The sequence below is a fragment of the Nocardia sp. NPDC003963 genome, from assembly GCF_053605105.1.
Genome location: NZ_JBSGIP010000012.1, coordinates 123,637 through 139,451 on the forward strand (window position 1 = coordinate 123,637; position 15,815 = coordinate 139,451).

A 15,815-nucleotide genomic window follows, 5' to 3' on the forward strand; every position below is an offset into this window, starting at 1 on the left:
GTCGGCGTCTTCGGTGAAGGTTTCGGCGAAGACGCCATGCCTGATTCAGGCAACCACCGCAAGCAATGTGGTCGCTCCCTCTACCAGCTCCGGGTCGCCACGCAACTCGGCACGCCGACGTGCCTGATCAACGGTGATTCCGCGACTGGCCAAGCGCCAGAACGAGTCCTGGTCCATGCGCACTACCGCGGCCGGATCCTCGGCCTGCGCGGCCGTCAGGTTCCAGCGTGTTCCGTCGGACACCACCGACCAGCAACCACCCGCCGGGCCAGTGATCTCGAAATGGACCGCCGTCCCGTCAGACCGGATCCGATCGCGGAGTGCCCACGGCACGGCGTGCAGAAAAGTCACGAGCACCGGACGCACCAGCGCGGCATCGTCGGCGCCGCCACGAGAGACCGCGTCACGGATCTGCTGCTGATGGACCCAGAACTCGGTGTACTCACGGGCAATATCGAGCCAGGCCGGACTCGTATCGGTCCCAGCCCACGAAACGTCCAGCCGGGCGGGCCCGGCGAGGTCCGCTGTTTCCGCCCAGACACGGTCCAGTTCAGGGCCCATGTGGGCAAGCAGATCAACGAGTACCCGGGGACTGCACTGACGCATCGCGTGAACGAACTCTCCGTTGACGCGCGCCAGGTAGGCCGGCAAGGTCTCGTCGTCGGCGAACACCGCGCCGCCGTGCGCGTCCCGACTGCCGGATATCCGCCGCAGGTAATCGTTGAGGAGATGCGCGGTCACATCGGCCACGCTCCAGCCAGGGCAAACCGTCGGCTTATCCCAGTCCGCCGATCCCAACGACTGGAGCATCTCGAGCAGCAACTGCCTTTCGCGCCGGAACAGCGGCCGAACATCAAGTGGGATCATGGCTACACAGTCAACCGCTCTCGATATCACTGTGCCACCGAGTTCCGAGCCGGTCAGGCCGAACCTCTTCCCCGGACCCCGCTGGCGTGAGGTGAAGTCCACACCAAGAACACCGCTCACGCACCGGACCCGCCGGGATGTCTTCCTGCCATTCGATCTCTTCCGTCCACACCCCATCCATGCCCGGCTAGGCAGGACCCAGTAGATCCCACCGGTTGCCAGCAATGTCCAAGAAGACAGCGACTATGCCATACGGCTCGGACCGCGGTTGCGTCACGAACTCGACCCCCGCTGCGACCAGCCGAGCATATTCCGACCGAAAGTTATCGACCCGCAGGAAGAACCCCACGCGACCAGCAACCTGAGCACCGACTACAGCTGCCTGCCGCTCACCATCCGCGCGCGCCAGCAGAATCCCGGTTTGCCCACCTGGCGGACGAACAACCACCCACCGTTTGGGCCTGCCGTCGTTGGTCAGCGACGGTACGTCCTCGACCAGTTCGAAGCCCAACACCGCGACGAAGAACTCGATCGCCGGGTCGTACTCTTCGACCACGATCGCCACCAGCTCCAGCTGCATCATCTGAGCATAGGGAGGCCCACCCCGTCGGCCTGCTGGTCAGGTGGTGTTGGTTTTCGCGCGCACGATCCGGCCCGCAGGTCGGCTCGTGATGTCGAGATTCACGCCAGATCGGCGTCAAAATCAGGATCTGGCCCACTTTCCGTGATGAGGGCCGCGCCACGGGTCTGCGGCGTCATCGTTGTGCGGCTGTGAGTAGCAAGCGTTTGCCCAGCAGTGGAAGGCCTACGCTGCCGAACATCTGCCTCCTGATCACACTGATGTTTCTGCGGAACCTGAGCTGTCGACTGCCGCCGAAATCCGGCTGCTTCGAATATGTGCTGGCCGGTTGGGCCGTAGGCCGGGAAACTCAGTTGCTGTGGACATGGGGATCTCTGGTTTCGAGCCGACCTTCCTGGTCGGGATCGAGGCGGTTCGGCAAGTGCACGGATCACGTCTGGCAATGCTCGCTGGTAGGCCGCTGACGGGGTTCGCTATGGTGCGCTTCGTCGAGGACGGAGAATGGTTCGCCGACTGCCCGGTGGTGTTGGACTTCGACGGCGTCCAGGTGGAGGTCTGCCACTCGAAACTCGACGAACTCTCGATCGGCTGGGACACGATCGACACCGCAGTGGCCATCACCGGGTGGGAGTGGTTCGAGCTCACGCCCGAGTGGTCTCACAACGATGAACACCTCGAACCGTTCGTCGGCCGGAAACTGCGAGAGGTCGCTCTGCTCGAGTGGCGGCCGGCAGACCGTGACCTGGCAGCGGGAACAGTGACCGTGGAGTTCGCCTTCGCTGGGGACTGTCTACGGATCAGCAACGGTCTCGACGAGAACCGCATCGAGGTCGGCGCAGCCCATCCGAATCACCTCCGACACCGGCTGGGTCGCTGAGCGCTACTGCTCTGTCGGAGGCTGCTCGATCCCGATGACAGGCAGCAGGGTCGTCGAGGAAGGGCTGTGGACTGCTCAGCCAGCGGACCCTGCGCGCTCGCGCAGGCCGTCCACGGCAGTGCGTGCCGCCTGGCGAACATCCCCGTGTGGGTCTTCCAGCAGCGGCTCGATCGCCGAGATCGCCGCGGTCGAGTCGAGGTCGTCTTCGCCGGGACCGTGGAAAGTCCTGGTCGAATTCCGGGTGCTGATCACGTCCTGCCTCTCGATGGGGTACAGGACGATCCGAACTCCGGGTTCCGGACGGTGTACGGCCACAAGCCGAACAGGGAGCATCGAATGATCTCCGTTCTCGGAGATTCGGAGGCCATGCCCTGCGGCGAACACGAGGCCGCAGGGCATAGCCGACGGGTCAGCGGGTGCGCGGATCCCGCAGCGAGGCCATCGCTTCCATGAGCGAGGAATGAACGGCGGTCAACTCCGGGGTCGCGAACGACTCCCAGGACTGCTCGCCCGCGCCGGCCTCGGCGGAATCGGCCTGCCCCCAGTCGCCTTCGCCGGTTCCGTCCGCCGATCCTTCATCCCAGGACGCGTTACCCGGATTGTGCTTGTACACCCACCACAGGTGGCCGAACGGGTCGGCGAAGCGGGACATTACGTCGCCCCAGAAATCCGTCGGCTCGGTCACGATCCGCGCACCACGCGCGGCGGCTCGTTTCAGCGTGGCGGCCGGATCGTCGACGTAGACGCGGACGAAGGACGGCATATACGGCCAGTCCGGTTTGCGATCGGCGATCGTGAGCGTCGAATCGCCTATCCGCAGTTCGGAATGCAGAATCAGGCCGTCGGTATCGGCGGTCCGGGCCTCGGGGACTTCGATCGCCCCGAACACCTCGACCAGGAAGTCGAGCAGACCTGCCGCGTCGTCGGTCCAGATGAAAGGGTCGACCGTTGCGGATCCGGCGGGCGCCGGGGGGACTGCGGGAGTGGTGGACATACTGTCTCCTTTCGGTTGGCGTCCCCAGATTCGTCGCAGTTGCGGACAGGATATGGCCACAAGTGCGCCTAGCCTCGGGGCGTGTCCACCAGCACTCGCACCCTCGCGCTTCTCGGTCTGCTGCAGAGCCGTCGCCACTGGTCCGGTGCCGACCTCGCGCGCCGACTCGATGTCAGTGTGCGGACCGTCCGGCGTGATGTACTCGGTCTCCAGGAGATCGGCTATCCGATCGTCACGACGCGCGGTACCGGCGGCGGCTACCAGCTCAGTGCGGGTGCCTGCCTGCCACCACTGGTGCTGGGCGAGGAGGAGGCCGCCGCGACCGTGCTGGGGCTGAAGGAGATCGCCACCGGCGTCCATCCCGCCTCCGCGGAAGCCGCGATGAGCGCCATGGCCAAGATCGTCCAGGTCCTTCCCACTCGTATCCGTCGCCGGATCGACAGTCTGCGGACCGTCGCGACCCCCGCCGGCGATGGATACCACCGAGCCGGGATCGACGATGTCACCGCGTTGACCACACTCGCGCTCGCCTGCCGGGACGCCGATACCGTCTCCTTCTCCTACTGCGGCAGCGACGCGGCCACTTCGGAGCGCACCACCCAACCGCATCAGATCGTCAATGTCGAAAGCCGCCTCTACCTGGTGGCCTGGGATCTCGATCGCACCGACTGGCGAACCTTCCGAATCGACCGGATCACGCAACCACGCCGCACCGGCGCACGATTCGCACCACGCGGCCTGCCCGGCGGCGATCCGGTGGACTACGTCCGCGACCGGATCGGGTCGATGCCCTCCAGATACCGGGTCCACGCCACCATCCAGGCCCCCGCCGAACGGGTCAGAGCCGAGATCGTCCACTACGGCACCGTCACCACGGTCGACCCCGGCTCCTGCGAGGTCCATATCGCCGCCGAATCCCTGGACTGGGCGGCCTTCTGCCTCGTCTCGATCGGAGTACCGTTCATCGTGCACGGGCCACCCGAAGCGACCGACCTCATGAAGGACTGGGGATCCAGGCTCCTCACCGCCACGCGAACGACCGGAAACGGACTCGTATGCGACAGGTCGATTTCCTTCGAGTCGACGACATGGGGAGAACAGAAACCGGGGTCTACCTGTGCAGGAGGGCAGGCGGGGTAGGCCGGATCATCGGCGAGCACGGTTTCTCGCTTGCTCCGACCGAGATACCGAAAGCGAGCATCACATACGCCGATACGACATTATGGTCACAGATCTGACTACCTCAGATCGCACAGTTGTTTTCGACTGATCAGGAATCTGCGTGCATACCTTGAAGATATCGACCCGCACCGTGCTCGGCAGTGCCATTGCCGGGTTGCTCATTGTCGGATCAGGGGGCGTCGCGGCGGCCGCGCCCGCCCCGGCGCCCGCGCCGGTGCAAGCACCCGATGTTCCGGGGCCCGGGGCGGTGGCGCCCATCGCGGCGTGCATGGCGCCCGGCGACTCCATCGAACTCCGGGCCGGCCTGGGCGCCCTGCTCGGGACCGGGAGCGGCGCGATCGCAGGGCTGCCCATCTTCTTTGTCGGGGCCATCCCGTTCGGGATCATCGGCGGCGTGGTCGGCGCCATGGTCGGCTCGACCACCTACGCCCAGGACGCCTGGCGGGCTCCGCAGGGCTGCTGATCGGACGGGGCCGCGGGGTCAGCCCTTTACCGGGTAGGTGGCGTCGGGCCATTCGGTGAACGAAGGTCGGCCGATTCGGGCGTGCGGCCGGCCCCGACCCCGCGGTCCTCCAGCAGCGCCCGATACACACCGAATACGGTCGGTGACGGGTGCCGGCTGCGTAGCTGCCGGGAGTATTTCAGTGCTGGATCAAGCCGCCGACCGGAGTGGGCGTGATGTGACCAGTTGCCGGAACGGTCCGCGCCAGAGCCAAGCCGGCATCGACAAGCGATGATCGACGCAGAGAGGCCACCTTGTTGATCGGAGTCCAGGTCGGCTCGACAGTTGCCCCGTTCGGTTCGGCTCGAAGTCGACCGCCGGTGATGCGGACGCGGTAGTAGACCCCGACATTCTGATGCTCGACTCCCGCACGAGCAACGGCGGCGGGGATCACCCTCGAATCCACACCCAACAGACGCTCTACGACCCCGTTATAGCCGGTCTCCTCGGAGAGCTCCCGGGTCACCGCATCGAAAGGATCCTCCGCATGCTGGACCCCACCGCCTGGAAGCGTCCACGTGGTCTCGCCGTTTCCGGCCACATGACGAGCGACCAACACGCGGCCCTGTTCGAGGCAGACGGCGTATGCCGCGAGTCTGAAGCTCATCCACCGAACGTAATTCCCTCATCCGGCTTGCCTGGTGACGGGTCGGCGTGGCGATCGACGTGCACCCCGCACCCCACCTGGCCGGTCCCGGCCGGTCGAAGCTCGCGACACCGTAGAAACAGCAGCGCTACGTCGGAGCTTCGCACCACTCTTTCGCGGATCTGCCCTTCGACTGTGAACTGGTAACGTCCGAGCGACCGACTCATCAGGTGCAGAAGGGGGGAGCGGATGCCCGGTCCACTTCAGGTCGATATCGATGTTTTGACGAAAACTTCGACCGGACTGAAGAATTCACAACAGATACTCGAGGACGCTCTCAAAGCGATGGCCGATGTGGGCGCCGCGAGTATCGGCACCCAGACGCTCGACGACGCCGCGGACAGTTTCCAGCGGCGGTGGCGTTTCGGGGTGCAGCGCATCGGGGAGCTCTCCCGGACCACCGCGGACGGCGTGGACCAATGCCTCGCCGCCTACCAGGCCGCCGACAATGCGACGGCTGCCGCCCTCGGCCAGGTCAACGGAACGCCCGTTACCGCCGGTGAACAAGGGCAGCCGTGACGGACAATCCCTATCCGCATCTCGGCTACAACCCGGTACCCGGCGTACCCGACGATGTCACCGGCCTGAGTACCCGGGTCAAGACAGCCGCCGACGCAGTCCGCGAAACCAACGACCTGCTGGCCCGGCTGCGTAGCAGCAACGACGAGGTCTGGCGAGGGGAGGCCGGCGACGCGTTCCGGAGCCACTTCGATGCCACTCTCGCCCAGGATTTGGGTTATGCCCAGAGTTCGCTGGAGCGTGCGGTCACGGTTCTCGGGGAGTGGAACACGGCCCTCATCGGATTTCGCGATCAGGCGAAAGCCCTCGATCAGGAAGCCGCGGCGGCGGCCGGTGAGGTGAACAAGGCCGTCACCGAAGTTCAGCAGGCGAGTGCCAACCCCGACCTCGGCCTCGCGAACCAGCAGTTCGACGACCCGGCCGCACTGCAGGCAGCACAGAACCGGCTCAATGCGGCCACCGCACGGGTGAATGCGGCCAACACCGCGCTGAGCAATTGGCTGGGGGTCCAGGATTCGATCGCCGCCCGTGTCCGCGATCTCGCCACCGAACACGAGAATGTGGCCAAGCGGATCGCTTCCGAACTGGATGCCGCGGCGAAGGATTTCGCGCCGAGCGAGCCGGACAAGAGCATCTGGGACCGGATCAAGGATGCGATCGGGGCCATCGGCGACTGGATCGACGAGCATCGCGAGGGTATCCACACCGCACTCTCCACCACCGCGGCCGTCGCCGGTCTACTCGCGCTGGTCACGCCGCCGCCGGTTTCCGCGATCGCGCTGGGAGTGTCACTGGCCGCGGGTGCCGGAGCACTCGCCCTCGATTTCACCGACCCGGAGGTGCGGGAAGGTCTTATGTCCGGTGACCCGAAGGCATGGCTGACCGTGGGTGGTGACGCGCTCAGCGTCGTTCCCGGTGCCAGCGCCGTCGGCAAGGCCGCCTGGGTCGGCATCCGAGGGGCCGACGATGTCGGGCGGTTGGGGGGAATGCTCAACGCCTGGACAGCGGGTGCGCATGATCCCGGCATCGTCATGAAAGCTCTCGCAAGCCCGGTCGATTCGGGTCTCAGCGCAGCGGCGCAGGCCAATCCGGCGCTCGCCACAACCTACAAAGTGCTGCAAGCGGCCGATCTGGGCGGCACTTCCCCGTTGCCCAGCGCCGCGCCGGCCATGGCGATACTCACCAGAGCCGGCTCGTCGGTGTACAAACTGGCCGGACTCGGCGGGGAGGAGTAGCAGCCCGCTGTGCCGAACGACAAGCTACGCCCCGCTCCGGCCGTCGGTATCGAGATTCCGGGCGGATACAACGAGATTCCGCTCGGTGACCTGGACACTCTCCTGCAGACCGTGGGCCCGGTAATCACCGAGTCCGTTCCCGACGATCTTCGCGACGATGTACCGAATGTGCTCGGAACACTGCATTTCATGCTGGCCACCCTGGCCGCGAACAACGCTCTGTACACCGGTATAGGCCTGCACCGCACCGCAGATGCGGAAGCCGAGCGGGTGGCCGTATCGTGGCTGACCGTTTCTTCGTTCGATTTCGGGGAGGAACGCAACCCGAGGCTGGTGCTCAGTGAGCTGATCAACGCCAAGGCCGACGCGAAGTCACGGGGCACGCTCATGATGGTGGAAGCACCGATCGTCCCGATCCTCTACTTCGAGTGGACCGAAAAGCATGCGGCACCGGCTGTCGCAAGCTATCCCGCAACCGAAGATGGTTTGGAGGTGTTCCGAATCGAAGCAACGGTGCCGTCCAAGGACGGCACCGCGATCGCGGTGGTGGAGTTCTCGACCGCGGACGCCGACGCCGGGCCGCAATACCGCCGGATGGTTCTCGATATGGCGATGTCGGTGACCTTCCCGCAACCCCTCTCGGACAGTAGGAGTTCCAGTCTTGCGCTCTGACGAATCGAACACGGCGCCATATCACCGCGGCAACGCAGGAGCGGAACGCCCACCCGTAGGACTGAGCAAGCGCGAACCGAACCCCATGCGGCACAAAATCCGTGCCGGCGGCAGAACCGGCGCCCGCCCCGCCCCCAGCACCCCGAAGCCCTCGGACGACCTCATGGTGGGCAGGACGTCGAACCCCTACACATCGAAAGAACTGCGGTACACGCTGGTCACCGTGGCCCTGATCGTGGATATGGTGTTGCACATCGCGGTGGGTGTGGCGGTGTCGTACAGCTTCGAGCATTCCCCCGAGCCCCCGTGGAATCCGATCATGTCGGGAGTGCTCGCCGCTATCGCCGCCTCGTTCCTCCACCGCACATTCATCCAGAGGCTGATCCGGACCACGCTCGGCAAACTCCTTCTCGGGCTCCGGTTGCGGCGCGAGGACGGCAGCTATCCGACGCTGGGGCAGCTGATCAAGCAGTGGTTCATCGGCATCTTCGGGGCACTGGAGATCCTCACCGTCTTCAGCTGACCGCGACCTCCCCCTTCGCGTTACGCCGTATTACGTTGTGGACGCATGCGGCGGCTCTAGTCATGCGTTGTCGGGATGATCGGTAGCGGACGCTGCCTCACGCATGGCGTGACCGTGCGTTCGATGCGCTCGGTGATCACGATGCGACGTCAGTGCGTTCTTCCCGACCGGCAGGTGTAGTGGAAATTGCTCGCCCGACGCGATCCGGTAGATGGAGGCGGAGCCTCTGACCGGGTCGCTGGGTGAGGAGTTGCGCTGGGCCGTTCGGTTTTCTGTACACGAGGTATCCTCGGTTCGAGGCTCAGAGGGGGGATTCGATGTATCTGTACGGCAACATGCCCTTCGACTGTTCCTGTCGGAAGCGATGGGTGTGTATGAGGTCGGGTGCAAGTGCAGGGGAGGCGTTGTGACCGATGTGACGGTCGATCTGGCAGCCCTCGCCGGGTTCGGATTGGATCTCAGCGATCTGGGGGCGAACTTCATCTCGAACGCTTCCCGGTTTCTACCCGGGACGGCCCTTCCGGTCGGCACCACGGGACTTATGGCCACGTTGACGCCGTCGTTGGAGAAGTTCGAGACAGCGATCTCTACCGCCCAGCGAGCAGACCTGGCAACCGTCGAGACATTCCGAACGAATCTTTCTTCGACAGCGGCCACCTATCAGACGACAGATGGTGCCACGGCGAACGCAGTCTCCGCAGCGTCGAATGGTCTGCCCGGCGGTTCGGGCGCAGCCGACTCGGCCGGCGCGGGGTCGGGCGTCAACAGATTCAGCGGCCTGCAACTGCCCAGTTTTCCGGACGTTCCGGAGCTCGAGTACGCCGTCCGCCGGGTGGTAGATGCGGCGATCGATCAGATACAGGTCTACGACGAGGACTTCGCCTCGGCGATCGGAAAGAAGCCGGTCGCGGATTACCTCGCACCTCTGGTTGGGGACTGGGAGGCGTTGCAGGCGATCGGCCAGCGGATCGGCTGGATCGGCATCAACGACTACGTCACCTCGGAGAACCTCATCAACGGCACGAGATGGTTGCAGAGCAGTTGGACCGGTGACGCCGCGCAGGCATTCGGGTCCGGCACCGGAACCGCTGCCCGGACAATGGCCGACAGAAGTATCGATCTCGATGCCGTCTCGAAGATCGTCGAGAACGGCGCGTTCGTACTGGACCGGCTGGTCTTCAACCAGGCCGTGGGATTGAGCGATCTGGTGCTGAAGCCGATCAGCCACCAGGACGCGTCGTTTCCGCTTGGTGTGTGGGCGTCGCTGATCAACAGCCCGATGCCGGAATCGTTGAGGGCCGAGATTCGGTCGGCGCTCGATGGAGTGAGAAGCGCCGCCGAATCGGGGCATACGGCGATCACAACGATGTTGGAGAGGATTTCCGGTGCCATGGACTACGCCCCTGGGCGGAAGGCTCCGGTGTACAACCCGGTCGATTTCGAGGTGCCGGAGAAGGTCGTGGTCGACCCCGGTGTCGCGAAATATGGGTTCGGTGACAACGTGTGGTGGGAGGAAAGTAATGCATCCGCAGGTTGAGCACCTGGTGGCGGGCGTCGGGGTGGTGTTCTGATGGCACCGGAGATCCCGGGAATGGCGATGCCGTTGCCGCCGACGGATCCAGGGCAGGGGGCGCACGGTTCGCAGCCTTGGTACAGCCGAGCAGACGACGCCGCTTTCGCGAAGGTCGCCCTCGGGGGAGCTGTAGCCGCAGATGCCGCAGGATGGACGAACGCGGCTCGGCACCTCCGCCACTACCTCGGCAACAGCGGCAAAGATCTGACGATCAGTCCGGACGAGATGATGACCGACGATCCGATCATGAAGCGCCGCGTCGACAGCTTCGTCACCCTCACTGTGCAACAAATCGCTTTTGATCCGGCGAACCACGGAAAAACCGTCACATTCCAACAGCCGTGGACCCAGGACCACACCTTCGATCAGGACACCCAGGGGGACTGGTACTTCGCCGTTAACGCGGTGCATCTCACCGCAAGCGGTGTGGTCACGGTCCGAACTCCGGAAACCGACGGTGGCCAGCCCTCCGTCGTGGTCGATTACAAGTGCTACGTTTTCGACCGCTACAACTGGGACAGCTCCGGGCCCAGCCCGAAAGGCGTCGAACTGCTCGGCTTCGACATCAGCGACAAACGGATGGGCGGTTTGCACACAGCGGGATATGCCCAGGAATTCAATATGTTCGGAACTTCGTCGGTTCAACACTATGAGGGGGTTGTACCCACCAATGGCGCTATCGATTTTCCGGGCCCGCCGGACAGCCGAAAGGGCGACCGCACCGACCCGACCCGATAACAGCGGGTCTCCGAGGGCCTTTTCGGTGGCTCGGCGTGGCATCCTCCTCGGCATGCTCCTGCTGGTTGCGCTGACAGGTGTGGCATGCACCGAATCGGTCGACCGGGCAGCGGATTCCGGAACCGAAGTGGGGGACAGCCCGGAGCTCATCGGTGAAGCAACCGAATACGGCGGGTGGACTCTCCCGGCGGGCGGCAAGGTTCTACTGGTCCAGAAGGAATCCGGACGCGAGCCCCGGTTTCGGCTGGCCGTCGAGATGACGCCGCCCGATCTGGTGTGGATGCTGGAGAAATCCGGCTATTCGGCTCCGCTCGAGCCCGGGCACGCACTGTCCATTTCGACCATCGCCGGACCTGATCCGAACTCTTCACCGAAGCTTCTCTACGCTCGTGACAGCATCACGTCTCCGTCGGGGAACCTTGTTTTCCGTAAGGTTCTGGTCGATGAGCGTGACGCACAAACCCGAATCGTCCATCTGGAGTTCCTGAACATCTGAACTACCTGACCGCTGCGAACCCCAGCAAGGGCATCGTTCCGGCGTGCGTCGGCGCCAACAGCCACGACGCACGTCCGCATCCGGTATCAGGGTTGTCGCCGGTCTCGGTGTGACCGCGAACCAAGGGCGGCAGTCAACCGATTCGCCGCCCTTGTTCGCCGAGCGCCGTCGTTCCTTCGCGTACCGTGTCGCCGGTTCGGTCTGTGCGTGGACCGCCGACCTGTACCTCCCACGAATGCGGCACGCGCGCTCCGAGTTTCAGCCCCAGGTGGCCTGGTCGGGCACGGTAGAGGTGGCAACCTCATAGAAGAAGTGGCCGGGCCTCAGTTCGTTCATTCTGTGCCAGCCGCCCCATGGATCGCGCTGATAGAAGCTGAACCCTCCCATGTCGGCGTCGAAGCAGACGATGTCGGCGGTGCCGAACGGGCTCCAATAGACGTCGGTGCCGGGGCGCGGTGCCTCGAGTGGTGTGCGGAACAGGTGGCCGCACGGCGTGATCACCGGGTTGTACATGGAGGGCTGGGCGGCGGCGGACGGGGTGAGCGCAGTGAATCCCGCAGCGGTGATCGCGGCGGCGACAAGCCCGTTGCGGATCGTAGAACGCATCTATTCTGCTCCATTTACTGGGTGGAAAGGGTTCACTCTCTGGTGTCAGCAAATGCACAGCTACTGTTACGTGTTGACGGCTGACGTGTAGGTTGCATCCTGCCGCATCGCCGCCGGAACCCAAAGCGCAATTGAATTCACCCGGCACGGCGGCACACTCCAGACAGCCGCGAATCTCTCGCCGTATTGAACCGTCGACTTATCTGGACTCCTACGCACGCTACGGGGCAGCTGACCCCGACCACGAAACCGCTGCCTTACAGATAAGTCGACGGTTCGTTGTTCTCTGCTCAGCGCCGCGATGGCCCGCCATCGCAACGGCAGCCTCACCTTCGATCCCGAATCCGCGTGCAGATCGAAACCAGCAGATCGTCTACCGAAAGCCTGTACAGTGCAGAGGTGTTCGATCCGAGTCGGCTTCATCGGGCGGCTCGGGAACAAGCGCGGCAATCCTGGGACAGCAATGAACTCACCGGATCCTGACCCCTACGTTCCCCCGGTCTACCGGCAGCCACTCCCTCCCGCCTACATGGCGCTCGCCGTGGGAGTAATACTCGCCGGGGTCGTCTATCTGGTGAGTTTGAACCAGCGCTGGTGGGTCCCTGACACTTCGGAGTCGGACAGCGCAACCGGGAACGGCGGTCACCTCAGCTTCCTCGGCTTGTTCGTCATGGCCGCCATGGGCATCGCACTCGCCACGTTGCTCAGCCGCAGGATGTACCTTGCGTACACGGCCTACCCCGGTTTCATCGGTACGATTCCGCCGTTGGATGCCTCGGCGGATGGTTCGGGCGAAACCACCGGATGGGTTTACCTGACTTGGTGTTCGGGATGGGCCATTGTTCTGTTCGCGCTACTCGGTATCGTGGTACGACGCAGAACCCGGCCGTCACGTGACGTCGCGCACTCGCCCTCCAGCCCCTGAACCGGGGCGAGGCTATGGGGCCGTCGGCGAGGTCCCGGAGGGCAGGACGAGTTCGGGCCTGAAGAAGAGGCGTCCGCGGAAGGTTCAGCCGTCGAGGAAACGCAGTAGTTCCGCCGTGACGAACCCGGGGTTCTCCTCGATCAGCCAGTGCCCGGCGTTCGGTACGTCCACTGCCCGGACGATATCGGCTATCCGCGGGGCCACGGTGGCGCGGACCGCATCGAGCTGTCCGTGGGCGGTGAGCAGCAGAGTCGGGACCTGGACAGGTGCCGCCGCGACGGTAGTGCGGACGTCCACGTCGAGGCTGCGGTACAGTTCGAAGCCGCCGGTCAGTGCCTCGGGACGGGCGTATGTCCGGGCGTACTCGTCGATCTCGGCATCGGTGAACGGTGAGCGGGTCGATATACCGCCGAAAGCTGTTCCACCGAAGGCGGCCTGGGGATAGAACAGGGCCAGGTACTCCCGGACGTCGTCGTCCACCACCGCCTCGGGAACCCGCCGCTGGGAATGGAAGGCGATATGCCAGCTCATTGTCCGGTAGGTGCCGGCATCGATCGCGGGGCCGGGTAGCGGGAGATCGAAGTAGCCGAGTCCCGCGGTGTCGTCCGGGAATTGGGCGGCGTACTGAAACGCCACCGCGGCACCGAAGTCGTGTCCCACGACGCGCGCGTCCCGCACCCCGAGCCGCTCGGTGATCAAGGTGTGGACGTACCGGGCGAGGGTGGCTTTGTGTCATAGGCGGCCGGCGATCCGGTGCTGTCACCCAGCCCAGGAAGGTCGACGGCGTAGACGGTGTGGTGTTCGGCGAGTTCGGGCATGATCGGCCACCAGCCGTACCAGGTCTGCGGCCAACCGTGGATCAGTACCACCGGTGTACCGCTGCCTCCGGTCACGTAATGCATGTGGACGCCGTCGATATCGGCGAATTCGTGGCGGAAGGTGCCTTCGAATTCGGGGTCTTCGTGGGTGGCCGCGGCGTAGGGGCAATTTCGGCGGCGGTCGGAGGGCCGCATGCCGCGGTATAGATCATGAGGAGGTCGGCGAGCGTGGCGGCCGCCGCAGTGCGCAGAGCCTGACGAGCCGGTGGCATGGTTGTTGTGGTCATCGTGATCCCATTCTGTGGAAGCGAACCCGTCTGTTGCCGGGCCGATTCAGTCTCACCGGCCACACCCGCTCCTGGCACGAAGTCTTGCGGTTCCGGCAAGATGCCCGGATGGACCGGGAAACGGAAGAAGTACTCGATGTGGTGGGACAGCGGTTACGCGCGCTGCGTCGGGACCGCGGAATCACCCTCGCCGACCTGACCGAAAAGACGGGAATCTCCGAGAGCGTCCAGACTGGAGAGCGGGCAACGCCGCGCCAGTCTGGAATTGCTGCTACCGCTGGCACGTACCTACGATGTTCCCCTCGACGATCTCGTGGGCGCCCCACGCACCGGCGATCCCCGGATCCACCTGAAACCTATCCAGCGATCCGGAATGGTGTACATCCCGCTCACCCGGCGTCCGGGTGGGGTGCAGGCATTCAAGATGATGATTCCGGCCCGGTCGCAACCGCCGGAACCCACACCGCAGACGCACGACGGGTTCGAATGGCTGTATGTCCTCAACGGTCGTCTACGGCTGATACTGGGCGACCGTGACCTGACGCTGCCGGCCGGTGAAGCCGCCGAATTCGACACGTCCCTACCGCACTGGCTGGGCAGCGCCGACGGGCGTGCGGTCGAGTTGCTCATCCTGTTCGGCCCGCACGGAACGCGCGCACATGTGCGCCCCGGCTCGCAGCGGTCCCCGGACGACGCGCAATAGGACACCGGTTTGCATCGCGAGCATGCGCTGGCTGACCCTGCCAGGTCGCGAACGTCCCGTCTCTTCCGCCGGGTTCCGCCGCGCAGGAGTGGCCGATATCGACAAGTGGTACTCATCGGATCGTCTCGGCCTCGTCGACGTCCGGCAGGGTCTCGGTGAGCTCCGCCCCGCGGGCCGAGTAGATCTCCTGGGGATGGTCCAAGGTTCCGACCGCAGGTTGATAGGTCACGAGGTGTTCCATCGTGCGCGGACGTCAGCCGGTCTCCTCTTCGACTTCACGGGCCGCCGCGGCCGCAACATCTTCGGTGTGATCGACGTACCCTCCCGGCAGCTCCCACACCCACTAGTGAGCAGCCTGATCCGACTTACCGGGGATGCGAAGCCGGGCTTCGGTCGAAGCTCTCGCCGCGTATGTTTCCGCGTTAGGCGGGAAGGTGGGCATCTGCTGAAGATGCCGACCGACCCCGCGGCGTGAGGTGGCTGTTTCCGACAGCGGGCTGCGCCATTGCACCCGAGTGCTACTGTCGGCGGCCCATTCATGACGCGACGATCAGGGCCACCAGATCGTCGCCGCGATCACCAGCAGCGGTAGTCCGATCGCGATGGCGTAACCGGCCACTACCAGGGCGCTCACGGTGTGCCCTGCATGGAGGTCCAGCGTGGGAAGCTGAGACGTGGTAGCACGGTTTCCACATCGCAGACATCCAGTACGGCGTCGAGTTCGTGCGGGCCGAGGTGGTCGGGTGCCGGCAGGATCACCAGGTCGGCGCCGGCGTTGCGTACCTGGTCGGCCACGCGTAGCACCGAGTGTTCGCCGGGCCATACGAGGTGGTAGCCGAGTCGGTCGGCGAGGCGGTGTACGTGGTCGCGGTCGGTCTCGGGTGCTCGGCTGATGTCGTGGTTGATCCAGCCGAACGCGATCGAGTGGCTCATGGCGCGATATCGGCGTCGGTGACGGGCTCCGGGACATCGCGACTGGCGCGGAGCCCGGCCGCCACTCGTTCCAATGTTGCTGTATCGGTGCAGTATTGGTCGCGCAACAGCCGGACGGTCGCTTCCATTGCCCGGTTTC

The 15,815-nt window shown here is 64.9% G+C and carries 21 protein-coding genes and 1 pseudogene; 12 read left to right on the forward strand and 10 right to left on the reverse strand.

Going from position 1 to position 15,815, the window contains the following annotated elements:
* Positions 1 to 45: 45 nt before the first annotated feature.
* Entirely contained in the window at positions 46 to 867 is an 822-nt protein-coding gene (locus tag ACWEWT_RS21040; protein ID WP_452561226.1) for a maleylpyruvate isomerase family mycothiol-dependent enzyme, read from the reverse strand.
* A 187-nt stretch (positions 868 to 1,054) separates the two neighbouring features.
* On the reverse strand, positions 1,055 to 1,447 hold the full coding sequence (locus tag ACWEWT_RS21045; protein WP_452561228.1) for a VOC family protein: 393 nt from the start codon (positions 1,445 to 1,447) through the stop codon (positions 1,055 to 1,057).
* Between the two features lie 442 nt (positions 1,448 to 1,889).
* Here ACWEWT_RS21045 and ACWEWT_RS21050 point away from each other — a divergent pair, with 442 nt between their 5' ends.
* The gene (locus ACWEWT_RS21050; protein ID WP_452561230.1) at positions 1,890 to 2,324 is read left to right on the forward strand and encodes a hypothetical protein; all 435 of its coding nucleotides are present in this window, start codon (positions 1,890 to 1,892) and stop codon (positions 2,322 to 2,324) included.
* 409 nt (positions 2,325 to 2,733) lie between these two features.
* Here the strand turns inward: ACWEWT_RS21050 and ACWEWT_RS21055 are convergent, their stop codons facing one another.
* Positions 2,734 to 3,318 (reverse strand): VOC family protein, encoded by a 585-nt coding sequence (locus ACWEWT_RS21055; protein ID WP_452561232.1) that lies wholly within the window; start codon positions 3,316 to 3,318, stop codon positions 2,734 to 2,736.
* Between the two features lie 81 nt (positions 3,319 to 3,399).
* On the opposite strand from ACWEWT_RS21055, the gene ACWEWT_RS21060 reads away from it, so the two are divergent.
* Both ACWEWT_RS21060 and ACWEWT_RS21065 read left to right on the forward strand, forming a co-directional pair.
* Positions 3,400 to 4,458, forward strand: a complete 1,059-nt coding sequence (locus ACWEWT_RS21060; protein ID WP_452561233.1) for a helix-turn-helix transcriptional regulator — start codon at positions 3,400 to 3,402, stop codon at positions 4,456 to 4,458.
* Positions 4,459 to 4,600: 142 nt separating this feature from the next.
* Positions 4,601 to 4,963, forward strand: coding sequence for a hypothetical protein (locus ACWEWT_RS21065; RefSeq protein WP_452561235.1), 363 nt, complete (start codon positions 4,601 to 4,603; stop codon positions 4,961 to 4,963).
* A 178-nt stretch (positions 4,964 to 5,141) separates the two neighbouring features.
* Here the strand turns inward: ACWEWT_RS21065 and ACWEWT_RS21070 are convergent, their stop codons facing one another.
* Complete coding sequence (locus ACWEWT_RS21070) at positions 5,142 to 5,609, reverse strand: NUDIX hydrolase (RefSeq protein WP_452561237.1); 468 nt, start codon at positions 5,607 to 5,609, stop codon at positions 5,142 to 5,144.
* 228 nt (positions 5,610 to 5,837) lie between these two features.
* Here ACWEWT_RS21070 and ACWEWT_RS21075 point away from each other — a divergent pair, with 228 nt between their 5' ends.
* The 7 genes from ACWEWT_RS21075 (at position 5,838) to ACWEWT_RS21105 (ending at position 11,404) form a co-directional block, all read left to right on the forward strand.
* Positions 5,838 to 6,167: a hypothetical protein gene (locus tag ACWEWT_RS21075; RefSeq protein WP_452561239.1), complete on the forward strand. Its 330-nt coding sequence runs from the start codon at positions 5,838 to 5,840 to the stop codon at positions 6,165 to 6,167.
* Positions 6,164 to 7,402 carry a hypothetical protein gene (locus ACWEWT_RS21080; RefSeq protein WP_452561240.1) on the forward strand — a complete coding sequence of 413 codons (1,239 nt, stop codon included), beginning with the start codon at positions 6,164 to 6,166 and terminating at the stop codon, positions 7,400 to 7,402. The genes ACWEWT_RS21075 and ACWEWT_RS21080 overlap by 4 nt, the downstream gene beginning before the upstream one ends.
* A 9-nt stretch (positions 7,403 to 7,411) precedes the next feature.
* On the forward strand, positions 7,412 to 8,074 hold the full coding sequence (locus ACWEWT_RS21085) for a hypothetical protein (RefSeq protein WP_452561242.1): 663 nt from the start codon (positions 7,412 to 7,414) through the stop codon (positions 8,072 to 8,074).
* Positions 8,075 to 8,237: 163 nt separating this feature from the next.
* Positions 8,238 to 8,597 (forward strand): RDD family protein, encoded by a 360-nt coding sequence (locus tag ACWEWT_RS21090; RefSeq protein ID WP_452561243.1) that lies wholly within the window; start codon positions 8,238 to 8,240, stop codon positions 8,595 to 8,597.
* Between the two features lie 406 nt (positions 8,598 to 9,003).
* Entirely contained in the window at positions 9,004 to 10,134 is a 1,131-nt protein-coding gene (locus ACWEWT_RS21095) for a hypothetical protein (protein ID WP_452561244.1), read from the forward strand.
* Positions 10,135 to 10,167: 33 nt separating this feature from the next.
* Positions 10,168 to 10,908, forward strand: a complete 741-nt coding sequence (locus tag ACWEWT_RS21100) for a hypothetical protein (RefSeq protein WP_452561245.1) — start codon at positions 10,168 to 10,170, stop codon at positions 10,906 to 10,908.
* 52 nt (positions 10,909 to 10,960) lie between these two features.
* Positions 10,961 to 11,404, forward strand: a complete 444-nt coding sequence (locus ACWEWT_RS21105) for a hypothetical protein (RefSeq protein ID WP_452561246.1) — start codon at positions 10,961 to 10,963, stop codon at positions 11,402 to 11,404.
* A gap of 258 nt (positions 11,405 to 11,662) precedes the next feature.
* On the opposite strand, the gene ACWEWT_RS21110 is transcribed toward ACWEWT_RS21105, so the two are convergent.
* Entirely contained in the window at positions 11,663 to 12,010 is a 348-nt protein-coding gene (locus tag ACWEWT_RS21110; RefSeq protein WP_452561247.1) for a hypothetical protein, read from the reverse strand.
* Between the two features lie 463 nt (positions 12,011 to 12,473).
* Here ACWEWT_RS21110 and ACWEWT_RS21115 point away from each other — a divergent pair, with 463 nt between their 5' ends.
* The gene (locus tag ACWEWT_RS21115; protein WP_452561249.1) at positions 12,474 to 12,935 is read left to right on the forward strand and encodes a hypothetical protein; all 462 of its coding nucleotides are present in this window, start codon (positions 12,474 to 12,476) and stop codon (positions 12,933 to 12,935) included.
* An 84-nt stretch (positions 12,936 to 13,019) separates the two neighbouring features.
* On the opposite strand, the gene ACWEWT_RS21120 is transcribed toward ACWEWT_RS21115, so the two are convergent.
* Positions 13,020 to 13,634, reverse strand: a complete 615-nt coding sequence (locus ACWEWT_RS21120; RefSeq protein ID WP_452561251.1) for an alpha/beta fold hydrolase — start codon at positions 13,632 to 13,634, stop codon at positions 13,020 to 13,022.
* Entirely contained in the window at positions 13,631 to 13,948 is a 318-nt protein-coding gene (locus ACWEWT_RS21125) for an alpha/beta fold hydrolase (RefSeq protein WP_452561252.1), read from the reverse strand. Before ACWEWT_RS21125 ends, ACWEWT_RS21120 begins: the two co-directional genes overlap by 4 nt.
* A gap of 200 nt (positions 13,949 to 14,148) precedes the next feature.
* On the opposite strand from ACWEWT_RS21125, the pseudogene ACWEWT_RS21130 reads away from it, so the two are divergent.
* Positions 14,149 to 14,743: pseudogene (locus ACWEWT_RS21130) on the forward strand (helix-turn-helix domain-containing protein).
* Between the two features lie 253 nt (positions 14,744 to 14,996).
* On the opposite strand, the gene ACWEWT_RS21135 reads toward ACWEWT_RS21130, so the two are convergent.
* The 3 genes from ACWEWT_RS21135 to ACWEWT_RS21145 all read right to left on the reverse strand — a co-directional run bounded on the left by ACWEWT_RS21135 (position 14,997) and on the right by ACWEWT_RS21145 (position 15,804).
* Positions 14,997 to 15,083: an NUDIX domain-containing protein gene (locus tag ACWEWT_RS21135; protein WP_452561287.1), complete on the reverse strand. Its 87-nt coding sequence runs from the start codon at positions 15,081 to 15,083 to the stop codon at positions 14,997 to 14,999.
* Between the two features lie 290 nt (positions 15,084 to 15,373).
* Positions 15,374 to 15,676 carry a hypothetical protein gene (locus ACWEWT_RS21140; protein WP_452561254.1) on the reverse strand — a complete coding sequence of 101 codons (303 nt, stop codon included), beginning with the start codon at positions 15,674 to 15,676 and terminating at the stop codon, positions 15,374 to 15,376.
* Positions 15,673 to 15,804, reverse strand: a complete 132-nt coding sequence (locus ACWEWT_RS21145) for a hypothetical protein (RefSeq protein WP_452561256.1) — start codon at positions 15,802 to 15,804, stop codon at positions 15,673 to 15,675. Before ACWEWT_RS21145 ends, ACWEWT_RS21140 begins: the two co-directional genes overlap by 4 nt.
* Between the last annotated feature and the right edge of the window lie 11 nt (positions 15,805 to 15,815).